The following is a 15989-nucleotide window of genomic DNA, read 5'->3' as shown; positions in this document are numbered from 1 at the left end:
TTGGGCGGATAAATTCCCGCGAAAGCTTGCAATTAAAAATCAATCTGTTTCACGTTGAGTGCTGTTGGAACGCGCAACCACCGGTCGGAAACATGAGGAGACAGGAACATGATTGTACGCAGGATCTACTATTTTCTGAGCTATGTCTGCCTGCCGTTCGTGTTGCTGTTGGGGTTCTTCTGGCCACCCGTACATTGGCTTTTGGTCATCTTGGTGCCCTACGCGGTCATCGGCCTTTATGATGTTTTGACTACCAAGCACAATGTGCTGAACAACTATCCGGTTCTGGGGCATTTCCGGTACATGCTTGAATTCGTCAGCCCGGAAATTCGACAGTATTTCGTTGAAACCAACGAAAGCGGCCGACCTTATAACCGGATCGTACGCGGCCTGGTTTATTCCCGCGCCAAGGGCCAGATGGATACGCAGGCCTTCGGAACGCAATACGACATAAACGAGGTCGGATATCACCGCGCAAATCATTCGCTTGCGCCCAAGCACGTGGACAAAAGCGAAGATCGCGTCATGTTGGGCGGGCCACAATGCACAAAGCCTTACAGCGCCTCGCGTCTCAATGTTTCGGCCATGAGCTTCGGCGCCCTGAGCGCCAACGCCGTCCGCGCGCTGAACGGCGGGGCAAAAGACGGAGGTTTCGCCCACAATACCGGTGAAGGCGGGTTGTCTCCTCACCATCTGGCCGAAGGCGGCGATATCATCTGGCAGATTGGGACGGGCTATTTTGGATGTCGAACGCCGGAAGGCGGGTTTGACAAGGACAAGTTCGCCGAAAAGGCCACAAAGGATGTGGTCAAGGCAATCGAGATCAAGTTGTCCCAAGGTGCCAAGCCTGCGCATGGGGGCGTTCTGCCCGCTGCCAAGGTCGATGCCGAAATTGCCGAAATCCGCGGGGTGCCCGAGCATCAGGATGTGATTTCCCCCCCAACTCACAGCGCTTTTGACGGGCCCTCGGGGTTGATGCACTTCGTTCAAGATCTTCGCGAAATGTCCGGCGGCAAACCTGTCGGCTTCAAATTGTGTATTGGCAAACCTTCCGAGTTCATGTCGATCTGCAAGGCCATGCTCGAGACAGGGATTTTGCCGGACTTCATCACCATTGATGGATCAGAAGGGGGTACAGGCGCGGCCCCGGTCGAGTTCACCAACCGTCTGGGTATGCCCCTGAACGAGGCGCTGATTTTCGCAAACAATTGCCTGCGTGGCGTTGGGCTGCGCGACAAGATCCGGATCATTTGCGCGGGCAAAGTGGCGACCGGATACGACATGGTCGAGAAATTCGCGCTTGGTGCGGATATGTGCAACGCGGCACGGGCGATGATGTTCGCGGTGGGCTGCATTCAGGCTTTGCATTGCAACACCAACCGTTGCCCGTCCGGGGTCGCCACCCAGGATCCCGTGCGCGGGCGCGCTGTGAACATCCCGCAAAAGCGGCGGCGCGTTCACCGGTATCACGACGCAACACTCGAAAGTTTCCGCGAACTCTTGGGTGCGATGGGAAAGGAAAAAGTGTCCGAGCTGCATCCACGCGACATTTTGCGGCGCACGGCGGACGAGCATGAGCGAACCTATGGTGACCTCTACACCTATCTGGAGGATGGTGCGCTGCTAGCAGGTGTTGTGCCCGAGGAATTCGCGGCGGATTGGGAACGCGCTTCGGCATCTCGTTTCTGAGACCCGATCCGTTAACAACCGTTTACCCAGAACAGGTGTGGGCGAACTGCGCCCGCACTTACTGTTTTGACATGTGGCTTAACTCAACTGGGGTTCGATCTGGGATTGTTGGCCACATGCGTGCTGATCCTGCGAATGCTCCATTCAACAGAATCTCGCATCGCGCGCCCCAAGGCCAAATCAAACGCTTTGATCAGATCTGATGTCTGGTCGCTTGCGGCAACGACATTTTCCTGAAACGAATTCGAAGCGATGATCTTGTCGTCGTATTCATCGATGACCTTGATGTTCATGCGCACTTCGATACGGATTTTATCTCCGTTCTCGGGGTCCGCGACAACAATCCCCTGAAACTCGCGCAGGTCCGGTGCGATCACGTAATCAGCACGCAGACCGACCGTTGACCGGCCAACGGCAGCGACTTTGCCAGAATTCTCAAAGCTTTCGATCAACAGCGTCTGAACGATCAGGGGTGCGCGATCCACCCAACGTGCCCGCGGCAAATACTGAACCTGTAACGGGGTGGGCTGAATGGCGATCTGATCCGTATTCACAGCGGCGGTTGCTGTTGGTTCTTCAACTACGATCTGTTTTTGTATTCGCGGCAACGCCGACGAAAATGTGCTTTTGGGTGTCAACAGATACAGATCGTTGGGTTTCGCGGCTTGTTTCAAAGTGCCCAAACCGGCACATCCACCGACCAATGCAAACGTCAGAATTGCAATTGCAGGCTTGATCATTGACGGAACTCCGATGCTTGGGTGCCCAGCAGAAACCGCGCAGGATCACGTTCGACCTTGTCCACCAGACGGTCGAGGCTGATTACCAGGCGTTGGGATTCTTCGACGAAGCGAATAAATTGCGGCAGACCCACCCGCAAGAAGTCTGACACCTGCCGGCGGTTGGTCTGAACGATGCCGTCAATTGTCCCCAGCAGCTCTGACGCAGAGTTCGAAGCGCTCAGGACATCGTCTGAAATCTGATCGATCTTACCGGTGATGTTCGAGACTGTTTCGGTGACCTGGTTGGCCGCCTTCCGGATATCTTCCGCTACGGGCGCCACGTCTTCTTCCATGACGCGGTTGGCCGATTCAAAGGCCGTTTCCGCCGAAGACAGCGCACCTTTGGCCGTGTCCATTGCAGATGTGATCGAACCAAGTGTCGTGTTGGCGTTCAACACGGTCTCGTTCACGATCCCCAGCGTGACGCTGCCTTCGTCCGACAAGAGGGTCAACCGTTCGGCCAGTTGCGACCCGCGTTCGATGAAAGGTCGAACGTCCTGCTGCAAGATGCGGTCTGCCGTTTCGATCGTCGTTTTCGCTTCGTCCAGCGCAGCCCTGGCTGACTCGGACGCGGACTTGACCGAATTGAGCGTGTCCGTGCCGGTCTTGAGGGTCGTATCCGCCGTTTCGATCAAAGGGTCCAGACGTTTTGAAAATTCACCAATATCCTTGGCTGCACTGCCTATGTCGCTGGCCACGGATTCAAAGCTTGTCAATGTTTTGTCCAGCCGGCCAGTCGCAGAGGCAAGGTTGTCCAGAATGCTGCTCACGGCTTGCCGGTTCTTGTCGTCGACGACCTTGTTCAGGCTTTCCAGAAGTGTAACGGCCTCGTCCAGCACTTTTGGTGCGCCTTCAAATAATGACTGGATGGTGCTGCGCTTGCTTTTGATCACGCTGTCCTGCGGCAATCTTTCGGCAGTAGGCGACCCGCCAGTAAGTTCAACGTAACCGACGCCGGTAACACCCAGCGATTGAAGCTGGGCGATCGTTTCTTCGGTGATCGGAATATCTGCATCCACTTCTATTCGCACGCGAACCTTGGACGGATCGTCCTCGTCCAGGTTCAGAGAGATCACCTGCCCAACAGGAAGGCCGTTGAAATTCACCCCGCCCGCCGCCGAAAGCCCCGAGACGTTATCGAACAATACATCGTAGTAAGCGTATTGCCGGGTCACTTCGAATTTCGCCAACCACAGGAAAAAGCCGAATACGCCCAACAGTCCCGCAAGGGTGAACGCGCCGATCAGGATGTAATTTGCTCTGGTTTCCATCGCCTTTACCTGTCCTGACCCTTCTGTTGCGCCGCGCGGGCGCGGGGGCCTGTGAAATATTCCTGCACCCAAGGATGATCCACTTTGGTCATATCCTCAATCGGACCTTCAACCAGCACGCGTTTTTCTGCAAGCACTGCAATTCGGTCACAGATGGCGTAAAGGCTGTCCAGATCATGGGTGACCATGAAAACAGTCAACCCAAGTGCCTGCTGCAATTCGCCGATCAACTCATCATACGCAGCCGCGCCAATCGGGTCTAATCCGGCAGTCGGTTCATCCAGAAAAACGATTTCGGGATCAAGCGCCAGTGCCCGTGCAAGCGCCGCGCGCTTTCGCATGCCGCCTGACAGCTCCGATGGAAATTTGCCGCAACTCAGCTGGGGCAGACCCACAAGGCTGATCTTCAACGCACCCAGAGATTCCATCAGTTTTTCACTGATGCCCGTATGTTCTCGCAGTGGGGCCATCACGTTTTGCAATACGGTCAGCGATGAAAACAGCGCACCGTCTTGAAAGGCCACGCCCCAGTGGCGTTCGATCCTGCGGCGTTCCTCTTCGGGACCGTTCAGGACATCCACTCCCAACACTTCTATACTGCCAGCAGCAGGTTTGTTCAGACCCACAATTGTACGTAGCAAGACGGATTTTCCGGTTCCGGACCCGCCAACAATGCCCAGAACCTCGCCGCGCCAGACATCAAGGTTCAGATCGTCATGAACCACCTGCGTTCCGAATTGGTTTCTGAGACCGCGAACGCGGATCACGGCGTCACGCTGCGCTGCGTTCTGTTCCGTTTCGTGTTGCGTGCTATCGTTCATGTCAGATTCCGATTTCGGAAAAGAAAATCGAAAACAATGCGTCGATTGCAATCACCATGAAAATGGATTGCACAACCGAGGCTGTTGTACGCTGCCCCACACTCTGGGCCGACCCTTTGACCTGCAAGGCCTGCCAGCATGCTGTGACCCCGATGACCAGCGCAAAGAATGGTGCCTTGATCAACCCAACCGCAAGTTGCCAGACATCGGTGTTTTCTTTCAAACGGGTGACAAACATGCCAGGGCTTACGCCCAGATCGATCCAGCTCATCAGCGCGCCGCCGAAGAGGCCGGCAACATCTGCGACAAAGCCAAGAATGGGCAGCATGATCAGCAACGCCAAAACACGTGGAATGACAAGAACCTCGATCGGGTCAAGGCCCAGCGTCCGCATGGCGTCGATCTCTTCCTGTACTTTCATCGAACCGATCGAGGCCGTGAATGCCGAACCCGAGCGGCCGGCAACAATAATCGCGGTCAGCAAAATTCCCAGCTCTCGCAGAATCGAGATTGAAATCAGTTCGACCACGAAGATCTCGGCCCCGAACTGTTTCAGTTGTGTCGCACCCTGAAAGGCCAGCACGACACCGATCAGAAAACCCATCAGGGCCACGATGGGAAGGGCTTTGACCCCGGTTTCCTCCATATGAGTGACAAGGGCCGCTTTGCGCAGACGCCACGGCATGACCAGGGTCCGAAACAAGCGGTGCAGGGTGAGGCCCAGAAATTCGAGAATCGACAGGGTATCCTTCCAGGCTCCGAATGTGCCCTGACCCACATGTGCGACCCAGTCCAGAAATCCACGAGGGTCCTCAAGCTTGCCGGGTTTGTCCGGGATGCTGCGTGTCACCGTGTCTATCAGTGTCGCATGTGCGGGTTTCACACCTTGAAACTCCAGCGTGGCACCGTTTGACGTGAACCTCCGGCCCAGGTCCGCAACCAGCCAGGCTCCGCCCGTATCCAATGCTTCTATACCGGACAGGTCAATAACGACTTTGCCCCCGCAAGGTTGGACCGCAGCAAAATCACGCTCCACGGTTTGCAGGGATTGTGTGAGCAACTCACCAGAAATGCGCACTTGATTGCCGCTGGCGTCGCGCTCTGATGTGATCGTTGGCTGCGTCATGGTGCCATGTGAAGTAAAACATTCAATGTCTGCAATGACTTTGTGCCCTTTGACGTGGTTTTTGCCGCACAGGATGACCTTGGCGTCACGCCGGACCATGAGTTGAAGCAAGCGTAACTGTAAACAGGGGTGTTACTTTTCTCGACTCAAGTCAGGCCGGAAAAGAAAACGCAGGGCTGTTCGACTAATCGGTTGCGCGAAAAACGGAAGCGGGACACATTCCGCTGCGGAACCCTGGGTGCGGAATTCGGAGAAGTCGGTATGCATCACGCCAAGAACGTTCTGTTCATCATCATCGATCAATTGAGGGCAGATTGCCTGAACGGCGCTCTGGCCGAGCACGTGCAGCTACCGAACCTTCGGGCTTTCATGGACGAGGCGGTAAGTTTTACGCGCCACTTCTCTGTCACCAATCCCTGTGGGCCATCCCGCGCATCGATTTTGACCGGCCAATACGCGATGAACCACCGTTCCGTGCGAAATGGTACTCCGCTGCGTCATGACACGCCGAACATCGCCACGGAAATGCGAAAGGCGGGTTATATGCCGATGCTGTTCGGGTACACCGATACGTCTGCCGATCCCCGAGTCCATGATCCCAACGATCCCGTGCTCAAATCTTACGAGCAATCGATGAACGGGTTCCTTGAAGTTGTCGAAATGCGCCTGGAAGAGTCATACCCCTGGCGATCATATTTAATGAAAAATGGCTATACGTTCGATACATATTGGGATGTTTACAAGCCTGTCTCACCGGATGGTCAAACGCCCAAGCTGAACGACCCGGCCATGTATCGGGCAGAACACAGCGACACAGCCTTCCTGACCGATGCGTTTCTGGACGGGATTGCACCTCATCAAGGCGAGGGATGGTTTGCTCATCTGACTTACATCCGTCCTCATCCACCTTTGGTTGCGCCTGCCCCGTATAACGACATGTACGATCCGGCGGAAATCCCTCTGCCGAAACGCCTGCCAAGCGAAGCCGCTGAAAAGGCACTGCATCCGTTTTTCGGACCAAAGCTGGACGCCTATACGGCAGAAAAGTTCGTTCATGGCTTTGCTGACGTTGAGCCAACGGATGAAAACATCCGCACTTTGCGCGCCGTTTATCTGGGATTGGCGACCGAGGTCGATCACCATATCGGGCGCGTCGTTCAGTATCTCAAGGACAGTGGGCAATACGACGATACCATGCTGGTCATAACGGCTGATCATGGCGAAATGCTGGGCGACAGGTACAGCTGGGGCAAAATGACTGTGTACGACGCGGCCTATCACACACCGTTGATGATACGTCTGCCGGGGAACGAGGCCATGGCCGGCGCGAAAGTGACCGTTCCTACCGAGTCGATTGATGTCACGCCGACTATCCTTGATTGGATTGGGCAGACTGTTCCAAACGCTATGGATGGCAGGTCTTTGTTGCCCTTGTTGCAAGGCGACGTTCCCGGTGATTGGCGCAGCTATTCCTTCAGCGAGCTGGATTTTTCGGAACCCGAAGAACCGACCCTCTGGCAGCGGCGGTTGGGAACGGGCAACAGTGATTCCTGTCTGGGAATATTGCGGGACGAACGATTCACGTTGATCGAATTTGCAGCCGACCTGCCGCCGATCCTGTTTGATCACCAGGGACAAGGAGAATTCGAAAACCTTGCGGATAACCCCGCGTTTGCGGCTGATCTTGCCCGGTTGGGCAGACAGATGCTGCGCCATCGGATGCGAAACATGGATCATACCTTGTCGTTGCACTCCATCACTTCCGAAGGCGCGAAGTCCCGTTCCAGATATTAGGATTACTGCACGCTTTCGCGCTCTTTTCAGTTAGATCATGGAAGTTGCATGAGAAGTTTTGTCGTTCATCAATTCCACTACCGGCGCATCAATTCTGATGGTACCCATGGGGCGTGGAGAAGACGAACCTGGACATCACCGAACAGCGCATAAAGGCGATGACGACTGCCGGACTGAATCTCATCGGTCAGGCGCTTTCGATCTATGACAGCAACCTGAAACTGGTGCTGAGCAATCGTCGGTTCAAGGAAATGTTCGACCTGCCGGACGAGCTGGTCGAACGCGGAGCCTTGTTTCGGGATACCATCCATTTTCTCGCCAGCCGTGGCGAATACGGTGACGAAGAAAGTGTGGAAAAAATGGTGAACCTGCGCGTCGAGCAGGCTTTGGCTTTCGAGCCTCATTACATGGAACGCGTAAGGCCCAACGGGCAGGTTATCTCGATAGAAGGCGCGCCGTTGCCACAGGGCGGATGGGTTGCGGTTTACACTGACATTACCGGCACCCGGCGTGCAGAAAACCTGCTGCGGGCGCGATCGGAAGAATTGTCGGAACAATTACTCGGCCACGCCGAAGAACTGTCTGCAACCAACCGAAAGCTTGCGGCCACGATCAAGGCATTGGAAGAGGCCAAACGCGAGCTGACCGAAATCGAAGCCCGCACACGCATGATGACCGAAATGATGCCGGCTCATATCGCGCATTTGGATAGCACTGGTCGATATGACTACTCCAACCGCCGTTTGAGCGCGGTCCTTCCCGGACGTCCGTCGGAGGTTCTTGGGCTTCACATATCCGAAGCTCTTGGTGCCGCCGCGTATCGGCGGGTCAAAGCGCATCTGGCAAAAGCATATGACGGAGAAACCTCCGTATTCGAGTTCACCGAGGATCAGGATTCCCGCCGTATCCGCGTTTCATTCACGCCCGATGACGCCGGTGGCGTCTATGTAATGTCGGTTGATATCACCGAAGAAACGCAGGCGCGCGTCGTTTTGCAGCAAACGCGTCGGCGGGCTATGGCCGCCCAGATGACCAGTGGATTGGCCCATGACTTCTCCAACTTGCTGACGATCATCCTTGGGATGCAGTCCAAACTGAACAAAATGGACCTGTCGGATGAAGCACATGAGCTGGTTGCCGCGACACAGCAAACGGCGCGTCGGGGTGGGCAATTGCTGAACCGGATTGCGGATATGACCGGGAACCGAACGCCACATCCTCAGGCCACGGACATGAAGGCGCTGTTGGAAGACCTGAGAATATTGGCCTCGCCTTCCTTGCCGCGCGGCGTCGGTTTGTCGGTGGTCAACACTTTGCCCGACCGGGCTTTGATGCTGGACCCGGGAATGGTGCAGGATGCGTTGCTGAACCTAGTGCTGAATGCGCGGGATGCCTGCGGCAGTTCGGGTCAGATTACAATCAGCGCGCATACCATCGGAGAAATCTGGGTTGAAATCACCGTATCGGACACTGGCCCGGGCTTTACTCCAGAGGCGCTGGAAAAGGCGCTGAACCCGTTCTTTACCACCAAGGGAAGCGACGGGTCGGGGCTTGGTCTGCCCATGGTGTATGACACTGTCAAGCTGGCCGGGGGCGATCTGAATCTCAAGAACACGGTATCAGGCGCGTCCGTCGTTTTGCGGTTGCCCTATCGGCCAGCTCCGCCCGTGCAAGACGGTCTGGTACTTCTGGTCGAAGACAGCGAAGATTTGCGGGGGCAGTTTCGGGATATGCTGGTAGAGCTGGGCTTCGCCGTCATCGAGGCCAATTCGGTAGATGAGGCGCTGGCGTTGATTAACAGCGTTGAAGACATTTCTCTTGTCCTGTCCGATATCCGTCTCGAAGGAAGTGGTACCGGTCTGGACATTTTGCGGCAGGTGAAGCCGGGATTGCCATGTATCCTTATGACGTCGCTGCCCAGTTCGGACCCGTTGTACCAGCGCGCCCTTGCGTTGGCCCCGGTGTTGCGTAAACCGTTTTCGCAGGCTCAATTGTCAGCCCTGATCCAAACCGAGGCCGCCTGATGACGCAACCGCTGGTTACCATCCTCGACGACGAACCCGAAATCCGGCGCATCCTGACGGACGCTCTGGAGGATGCCGGTTTCCGTACGCAGAGTTTTTCCCGCGCACGAGAGTTCGAGGCTGCGCTCAACCGTGTGACGCCCGATGTCTGTCTGGTCGACCTGTCATTGCCGGATACGGATGGGCTGGCGTTGGTTCATCGTCTGGCGTTGGAACAAGGCGCGGCAGTGATCATCATTTCGGGGCGCGCGCAGGTGCAGGACCGTGTTACGGGGCTGGAACTTGGGGCAGACGATTATATTACAAAACCGTTTGACCCTGCGGAAGTCGTGGCGCGGATCAGGGCAAGATTAAGAACACCTCGCACTCAGACCTCTCGTTCGGATACGGCGGAATTCAACGGCTGGACCGCACATTTTGACCGATACGTCCTTGAAAGTGAATCAGGTGACGAAACGCCTTTCAGCCATGCAGAGGGGGAAGTCCTGCGGCTGTTTCTGGAAAGCCCCAAGCGGCTGATCAGCAGAGGGCAAATGCAGGAGTCCCTGGGTGGCGCAGCCGGAGACAGTTTTGACAGGGCGATGGACGTTCGGATTTCCAGGTTGCGCACCAAGCTGGGAGAAGATCCTAAGAACCCGCGGTTGATCAAGACGATCTATGGGGCGGGGTATATATTCTTGGGTGATGTCGGTTGGAAGTAGTCGCAGATCCAACCGGCCGAGACTTGGTCAGATGAGTTGTTTTCCATGTTTGTTTGACCCTTTCGAGCCTTCCGTGCTGAAGCTGCTGACACCGAGATTTCCGTATCGGAAGTGACACGTCTGTCCCCAATTGCCCCATCGCTCATTCGCGCAATGCCTGATCCTTTATCTTCACAACCGGTTGCAGAATATAGTCCAGCACTGTTTTGCGACCCGACAGAATGTCGACTTCGGCGATCATTCCAGGTATGATTTCGACTGCTATGCCATTCCCATCAAGCATGGTGCTTTTGGTTCGAATCTCGACCACAAAGACCTCTTCGTCATTACGCTCAGATCGAGTGACCGTGTCTGCTCCGATGCGGATGATTTCCCCATCCAACGCTCCGTATCGTGCAAAATCATAAGCCGTGATTTTGACCTTCACAGGCTGACCAGAATGCAGAAACGCAATGTCCTCGGGCTTTACATAGGCTTCAACCAGCAATGTGTCGTCCAGCGGCACGATTTCAACAAGGTCCTCTCCACTGCGGGCAAGACCGCCAATGGTAGAGCGATGAATCCGGTTTACAATGCCGCGTACCGGAGACCGAACCTGCGCCCTTGAGGCCCGGTCGCGCAAAGCGGGCAGGGCGGGTTGCAAGGCAGCCAGCTCGGCAGTGGCAAGCGCCAGGTCCGTCAGCGCGGCGCTGCGAAACCGGCTTCGCACCGCTTGAATTCGATCGTCGATTTCGTCCAAGCCCGTTTGCAATCTGTTGGTTACGGCTTCTGCCCGCACCTTGCGACCGCGCCATTCGGCTTCACTTCGTCGCAACGCAAGCAATGTTGTTGCAGGCTCTATTTGACGCTCGACCAGCGGCGCCATGATCGCCCTTTCTTCAGCCAGGACCAGCAAGGTTTCCTCTGCCGTCACTTGATCGACCAGGCCTTCCTCAAATTCTCGCTGTTTTTGCTGACGCTGACGCTCCAAGATGGCTATTTCTGCCTCCAACTCGGCCCGCCGGCCTTGGTACAGTGCAGTTTCAGATTGCACGACGGTAGGCGCGCCGTTGATCAGTTGAACATCGAAATCCAGTTGTGTCCCATCAATTTCGGACCGAAGGCGTTGGATGCGCGCCATCAGCCCGAACGCGCGTTGCTGTTCCTGACTGAGCTGACTGTCAATTTGGGTTGTTTCCAGTTCCATAAGCAGAGAACCTTTTTCGACCAGTTGGCCTTCGCGCACATGCAACGACTGCAATACGCCGGGCTCGGTGGCTTCGATCAGCTGGATGTCTCCGGAAGGCACGATCCGGCCGTCCACGCGCGTGACATCGTCCAGTTCAGTCAGGTGCGCCCACAATAGGGCGGCGATCAGGCAGAGCAAAATCACCAAAAGCAGCAAGGAACTCCGAACAGGAGAGCGTCCCTGCATCTCGCGCGCCAGGGTGGCCAGATCAGGATGCTGCGACATTCAGGTGCCTCCCTGTCCGGCGAACATGTTGCGTCAGCATGCTTTTGGGGCCATCCGCCGCGATTTTCCCGTGTTCAAGGATGATGACTCTGTCAACAAGCTCCAACAGGCTGGTTCTGTGTGTAATGACAACCATGGTGGACTCTGCCGTGCATTCTTTCAGACGTTGGATAACCTGGGCTTCGGTTTTGACATCCATCGCGCTTGTTGGTTCATCCAGCAAGAGAACCGGCGGACGGCCTATTAGTGCCCTTGCCAGGGCAATGGCTTGACGCTGTCCGCCAGAGAGGCCTTCGCCGCGTTCCGCGAGTTGAAGATCGTAACCCCCGGGATGGATGGCCACGAAATCCTCAACCCCGGCGGCGCGGCCTGCTTCGATCAGTTCGTGATCTTTTGGCCGGATTGCACCGCTTGCGATATTGTCCCGGACTGATCCGGAAAAGAGCCATATGTCCTGTAAGACGGATCCGATATTGCGGCGCAGATCGCCAGGATCGATCTGGCGGATATCAAGACCGTCGAACGTAACAGATCCAACACGCGGCGCGTACAATCCCAGCATCAGACGTGCGATGGTGCTTTTACCGCAGCCAATCTGACCAAGGATCGCCACTTTTTCACCCGGTTTGATCGTGAATGAAACGCCTTGCAGGGTATCTTCCCCTTGGTCAGGGTAGGAAAAATACACGTTGTTGAAGGCGATCGCTCCTTTGAAATGGGGCCGGTTCACCCATGTTCGGCCTAGTGGGCGTTCGCTTTCCGCCATCATCAGCGCGTTGAGATTTCGGTATGCACTTCGGGCTTGGTTAAGCCTTGCCAACGTCTGCGCTAACTGCCCCAAGGGTGCCAGGGCCCGCCCTGTCAGCATTACCGAGGCAACCAAAGCGCCCATGCTGGTCTGGCCGTCTGTGATCAGAAAAACACCATAAAATACGATCAACACCTGTGCCGCTTGTTGCGTAAAACCGGTCAGGTTGAGAGCAAATTGTGTAACGGCCCGGCTCTGAGCACCGTGCGAGGATTGTCGTTCTATCGCCTGCTCCCATCGGGAACGCATTTGCCGGCCCGCTGCTGTTGTCTTTATCGTTTCAAGGCCCGAGACGGCTTCTACGAGGACCGACTGTTTGGATTGCCCGTCGGACAGGCTCTTTTCTGCCATGCGCGACAGAAGCGGCTGTACGGCCAAACCTGTCAGCAGAACCACAGGCACGGCCAGAGCCGGGACCAATGCCAGTTGTCCGCCGACCAGGTAAATCACAAATACGAACAACCCGATGAACGGCAGATCCACGACGGCAACAAGCGTTGCGGATGTGAAGAACTCACGCAGGGTCTCGAAGTCACGGATGGTACTGGTCATGGCGCCGGTGGAACCCGCGCGTGACTTCATCTGGATGTTCAGAACGTGGTCGAAAATTCGCCGCCCCATGAACAAGTCGGCTTTTTGCCCGGCCTTGTCGATAAACGCCGCTCGCAGCAATTTCAGCACGAAGTCAAATAGCAGCGCCAGAGCTACGCCCGCCGTCAAGGCAATAAGCGATTCGGTTGCCTCATTGGGCAACACGCGATCATAGACAACCATGATGAAAACTGAGGTCGACAAGCCAAGAAGGTTTGCCAGAGCCGCAGCGAGAGCAACCTGTATGTAAGTCCATCGATTGGCGGACAACGCCGCGCGAAACCAATGACCTCGGTTACCCGTGTGACCGGCGTCCAGTTCATCTGTATGATTTCGCCGAAACAAGACCGCGAAACCGGTGTATGAATTGGCCAGCTGTTCTTCTGAAACTTCGCCGATTCCTTCACCAAGTTCCGGGTCATAGATCAGCAAGGCACCGTTTTTTGCGCGGCCATGGTACACAACAGCCTTGTTTTCGGTCATCAGCAACAAGGCCGGGGCCAATGCTTCGTCAAAACTCGCGATGCGCCGCTCGCCATAGCCCGCCTGTAGACCTGTGTTTTCCGCCACCGAGAGGATGTCACGAACAGTCAGATCCCCGTCCGAACCGGTCTGCGACGCCTGGATCGTTGCAAGGGTCAGAGGGCGTTCAAGCGTCGCAGCAATATTCAGAAGGCAGGCTTCGTAGCATGTCAAACGGGCGCGATCCGACATTGATTTCAACGTGCTCATTTTACCTCGTTCCAATTGCCAAGCGAAATTCCGAGCAGGTCCAGAATGTCTCCGGTAAGGCTCAGAGCCGCGTAGTTGGTCAGAAAATAACTCTGTTCGGCCAGAATCAGGCGTTCTTGCGCATTTACGTAATCGCGTTGAGCGTCCAGGATTTCGATCAGGCTGCGACGCCCGATCGAGAACTGTGCGCGGGATGCAGCAACACTGTCGGCATTGGCACTTGCCGCAAAACGGGCCGCGCGCAGCCGTTCCGCGCCTGCTTTTTGATCGGATCGAATAAAGCCCAGCTCCCGCATGATTTCGCGAACCAGTTGCTCTCGCGCGAACTCCGCTTCTTTCACCTTTGCTTCTGCGGCGGCGATGGCGGCGCGGCGTTGGCCGGTGCTGTCCAGCTCGTAGTTGAAAGAAAGATCCACGCCAAAATTTGCATCCCGAGTGTCATCCTGGTTGGCAAATGCGGCGACCCGAACGTTCGGTTTGCGACGTGCCTGAGCGGCCGACCATTCGGCTTTGGCTGCCAGCAAGCTGGCATCCGCCCTACGGATCTGAGGGCTGTTCATCACGACCTGGGCATCACTTCTATTCAGCGGTGGGGCTGGTACAGGAGGGGGCAATGATCCGGGAAAAGTCCCGAACACTTCTCGAAACCGCGCTTCGGCCCGATCAGTTCGTGATCGCGCGTCAGCCAGTCTTGTGCGTGCATCTGCCATTCTGGACTGAGCGGCCAGAACATCTGCATTTGAACCGGCGCCGCCCGCTGTGCGGTCCGAAATCTGACGCACCAGTTCTTCATGAACCGAGACATTGTCGGCCGCGATGCGGAGTATTTTTCTTTGATCAATGACAAGCACATAGGTCTCGATGGCGGCCAGCGCCGTGGCCGATGCCGTCTGAATCTGATCGCCCCGTGTTTCCAGAACACGTGCCCGGGCTGCCGTCAGATCCCCCGAGGCAGCCCCACCGTCATAAACCAATTGTGAAATTCTCAGATAGGGTGAAACATCTGCAATATCAGATTCGACCCGTTCGGACCGTGCATTTATTCCCAACGAGATCTGCGGAAGAAAGGCGCCTTCCGCTGCATCTTGATTGGCTGATGCGATATCCATCCTGGTATTACTTTGCGCCAGTGTCGGGCTTGTCTCCACCGCCTGGCGCACGCGTTGCCCGAATGCACTACTGCTGAGCTTTGCCGATGGCTTTGCTGCCCCTGCACCGGTGGTCCCGGGTGCCAAGGACACTGCCACTGGAGTCAAATCAGGAGGGGGCGTGCAGGCGGACAACGCTATTGCAAGCAGAGCGAACGCAACCCAGGACAACACTGCTTTACAGGAACGCATGATGACCCTCCTGACTGCAATGGTCCATGGCTTCTTCTTTCTGTTGCGCCGCAACCAACGCGTCCAAGAACCCTGAAACACCGGTGGTCTGTTGTGTCAGAGAACCATCAGCTTCTCGATGTGAGCGAGCATGTGCATGTGTCAGCCAGATACTATGGGTCAGCGAAATCTGATGAGCGTGAATCAGTCGCAAACCCCCATTCGATGTAAGCAGTGACAAGTGCGCGCGGGGAATTTTCTCCAGGGCTTTCTGCGTGACGCCAAAATGCCCGCACGGGAACTCAACCCCCTGAAAAGAGGTAAGCGGACCAAACAATCCCATGTCAGTAATAACACGACACAGATGAGTTGTGTATTTCATCGACTCTTTCAGGGCGCGAAAGAAGGCTGCGACTTTTTTCAGTTCCGGCGCAAATTGCCCAGATTTGTCGAAGAATACCTCGTCCTCCGGATTGTCAGTGATAAGCCCCGCCGTTTCGTCGACAAGCAATTCGTCACTGCCGTCACCATCCGATTCAATCAGTCGTGGCCGAAACGGAGCACAGCGCAAGACGCATGGCACATAAGTCGCCAGCCATTTGCCATGTGCTGATACAAATGGCGTAGGCTGGTCTGGTTGCATGGACAAAACAGCCACTGGGTAAAAGCCGTGTTCAGATTTCCGAAAAGTGATTGGAAATGTGGCGGCGGCCTGAAGAATTTCTGCTTCGACCACAGGGCAATCTGCCATAGTCCCTGCGAAATCGAACGAGGTGAACCGCCGCCAGAACCGATGACCATGTCGTCCAAGACTGACCGGAGTTAAGCCATTCTGTGCCATAACTGCCTCATGATGTTGAATTACGTCTGTATGTGCG

The 15989-nt window shown here is 55.8% G+C and carries 12 protein-coding genes; 4 read left to right on the top strand and 8 right to left on the bottom strand.

What is annotated here, in order from left to right; genetic code table 11:
* The first annotated feature begins 108 nt into the window (after nucleotides 1-108).
* On the top strand, nucleotides 109-1689 hold the full coding sequence (locus tag ACR0FB_RS12995) for an FMN-binding glutamate synthase family protein (RefSeq protein ID WP_480621063.1): 1581 nt from the start codon (nucleotides 109-111) through the stop codon (nucleotides 1687-1689).
* A gap of 83 nt (nucleotides 1690-1772) precedes the next feature.
* Here the strand turns inward: ACR0FB_RS12995 and ACR0FB_RS12990 are convergent, their stop codons facing one another.
* Genes ACR0FB_RS12990 through ACR0FB_RS12975 form a run of 4 tightly spaced genes read right to left on the bottom strand, consistent with a single transcriptional unit; the run spans nucleotide 1773 to nucleotide 5689 of the window.
* Nucleotides 1773-2429, bottom strand: coding sequence for an ABC-type transport auxiliary lipoprotein family protein (locus tag ACR0FB_RS12990; protein WP_171636366.1), 657 nt, complete (start codon nucleotides 2427-2429; stop codon nucleotides 1773-1775).
* The gene (locus ACR0FB_RS12985) at nucleotides 2426-3742 is read right to left on the bottom strand and encodes an MlaD family protein (protein WP_171636364.1); all 1317 of its coding nucleotides are present in this window, start codon (nucleotides 3740-3742) and stop codon (nucleotides 2426-2428) included. The genes ACR0FB_RS12990 and ACR0FB_RS12985 overlap by 4 nt, the downstream gene beginning before the upstream one ends.
* Nucleotides 3743-3747: 5 nt before the next feature.
* Entirely contained in the window at nucleotides 3748-4563 is an 816-nt protein-coding gene (locus ACR0FB_RS12980) for an ABC transporter ATP-binding protein (RefSeq protein ID WP_171636362.1), read from the bottom strand.
* A gap of 1 nt (nucleotide 4564) precedes the next feature.
* The gene (locus ACR0FB_RS12975; protein WP_209835126.1) at nucleotides 4565-5689 is read right to left on the bottom strand and encodes an ABC transporter permease; all 1125 of its coding nucleotides are present in this window, start codon (nucleotides 5687-5689) and stop codon (nucleotides 4565-4567) included.
* Between the two features lie 261 nt (nucleotides 5690-5950).
* On the opposite strand from ACR0FB_RS12975, the gene ACR0FB_RS12970 reads away from it, so the two are divergent.
* The 3 genes from ACR0FB_RS12970 to ACR0FB_RS12960 all read left to right on the top strand — a co-directional run bounded on the left by ACR0FB_RS12970 (nucleotide 5951) and on the right by ACR0FB_RS12960 (nucleotide 10208).
* A complete protein-coding gene (locus ACR0FB_RS12970; RefSeq protein WP_480491024.1) occupies nucleotides 5951-7483 on the top strand; it encodes an alkaline phosphatase family protein in 1533 nt (510 codons plus the stop codon).
* Nucleotides 7484-7641: 158 nt separating this feature from the next.
* Nucleotides 7642-9507 (top strand): PAS-domain containing protein, encoded by a 1866-nt coding sequence (locus ACR0FB_RS12965; protein WP_480621117.1) that lies wholly within the window; start codon nucleotides 7642-7644, stop codon nucleotides 9505-9507.
* Complete coding sequence (locus tag ACR0FB_RS12960; RefSeq protein WP_480621065.1) at nucleotides 9507-10208, top strand: response regulator transcription factor; 702 nt, start codon at nucleotides 9507-9509, stop codon at nucleotides 10206-10208. The genes ACR0FB_RS12965 and ACR0FB_RS12960 overlap by 1 nt, the downstream gene beginning before the upstream one ends.
* Before the next feature lie 142 nt (nucleotides 10209-10350).
* On the opposite strand, the gene ACR0FB_RS12955 is transcribed toward ACR0FB_RS12960, so the two are convergent.
* The 4 genes from ACR0FB_RS12955 to ACR0FB_RS12940 are packed head-to-tail and all read right to left on the bottom strand — an operon-like array spanning nucleotide 10351 to nucleotide 15952.
* Nucleotides 10351-11661 carry an HlyD family type I secretion periplasmic adaptor subunit gene (locus ACR0FB_RS12955; RefSeq protein ID WP_480621067.1) on the bottom strand — a complete coding sequence of 437 codons (1311 nt, stop codon included), beginning with the start codon at nucleotides 11659-11661 and terminating at the stop codon, nucleotides 10351-10353.
* The gene (locus ACR0FB_RS12950) at nucleotides 11645-13792 is read right to left on the bottom strand and encodes a type I secretion system permease/ATPase (protein WP_480621069.1); all 2148 of its coding nucleotides are present in this window, start codon (nucleotides 13790-13792) and stop codon (nucleotides 11645-11647) included. Before ACR0FB_RS12950 ends, ACR0FB_RS12955 begins: the two co-directional genes overlap by 17 nt.
* Nucleotides 13789-15132: a TolC family protein gene (locus tag ACR0FB_RS12945; protein ID WP_480491030.1), complete on the bottom strand. Its 1344-nt coding sequence runs from the start codon at nucleotides 15130-15132 to the stop codon at nucleotides 13789-13791. Before ACR0FB_RS12945 ends, ACR0FB_RS12950 begins: the two co-directional genes overlap by 4 nt.
* Nucleotides 15119-15952 (bottom strand): SapC family protein, encoded by an 834-nt coding sequence (locus ACR0FB_RS12940; RefSeq protein ID WP_480621071.1) that lies wholly within the window; start codon nucleotides 15950-15952, stop codon nucleotides 15119-15121. The genes ACR0FB_RS12945 and ACR0FB_RS12940 overlap by 14 nt, the downstream gene beginning before the upstream one ends.
* Nucleotides 15953-15989 lie beyond the last annotated feature (37 nt).

The sequence above is a fragment of the Ruegeria sp. P10 genome (genome assembly GCF_056534925.1).
This window is presented reverse-complemented; position numbering and strand designations above follow the sequence as displayed.

Coding starts and splice junctions, on each gene's coding strand:
- ACR0FB_RS12970 (WP_480491024.1), top strand. CDS start 5,951: ATGCATCACGCCAAGAACGTTCTGTTCATCATCATCGATCAATTGAGG.
- ACR0FB_RS12995 (WP_480621063.1), top strand. CDS start 109: ATGATTGTACGCAGGATCTACTATTTTCTGAGCTATGTCTGCCTGCCG.
- ACR0FB_RS12960 (WP_480621065.1), top strand. CDS start 9,507: ATGACGCAACCGCTGGTTACCATCCTCGACGACGAACCCGAAATCCGG.
- ACR0FB_RS12985 (WP_171636364.1), bottom strand. CDS start 3,742: ATGGAAACCAGAGCAAATTACATCCTGATCGGCGCGTTCACCCTTGCG.
- ACR0FB_RS12945 (WP_480491030.1), bottom strand. CDS start 15,132: ATGCGTTCCTGTAAAGCAGTGTTGTCCTGGGTTGCGTTCGCTCTGCTT.
- ACR0FB_RS12950 (WP_480621069.1), bottom strand. CDS start 13,792: ATGAGCACGTTGAAATCAATGTCGGATCGCGCCCGTTTGACATGCTAC.
- ACR0FB_RS12965 (WP_480621117.1), top strand. CDS start 7,642: ATGACGACTGCCGGACTGAATCTCATCGGTCAGGCGCTTTCGATCTAT.
- ACR0FB_RS12955 (WP_480621067.1), bottom strand. CDS start 11,661: ATGTCGCAGCATCCTGATCTGGCCACCCTGGCGCGCGAGATGCAGGGA.
- ACR0FB_RS12990 (WP_171636366.1), bottom strand. CDS start 2,429: ATGATCAAGCCTGCAATTGCAATTCTGACGTTTGCATTGGTCGGTGGA.
- ACR0FB_RS12980 (WP_171636362.1), bottom strand. CDS start 4,563: ATGAACGATAGCACGCAACACGAAACGGAACAGAACGCAGCGCAGCGT.
- ACR0FB_RS12940 (WP_480621071.1), bottom strand. CDS start 15,952: ATGGCACAGAATGGCTTAACTCCGGTCAGTCTTGGACGACATGGTCAT.
- ACR0FB_RS12975 (WP_209835126.1), bottom strand. CDS start 5,689: ATGACGCAGCCAACGATCACATCAGAGCGCGACGCCAGCGGCAATCAA.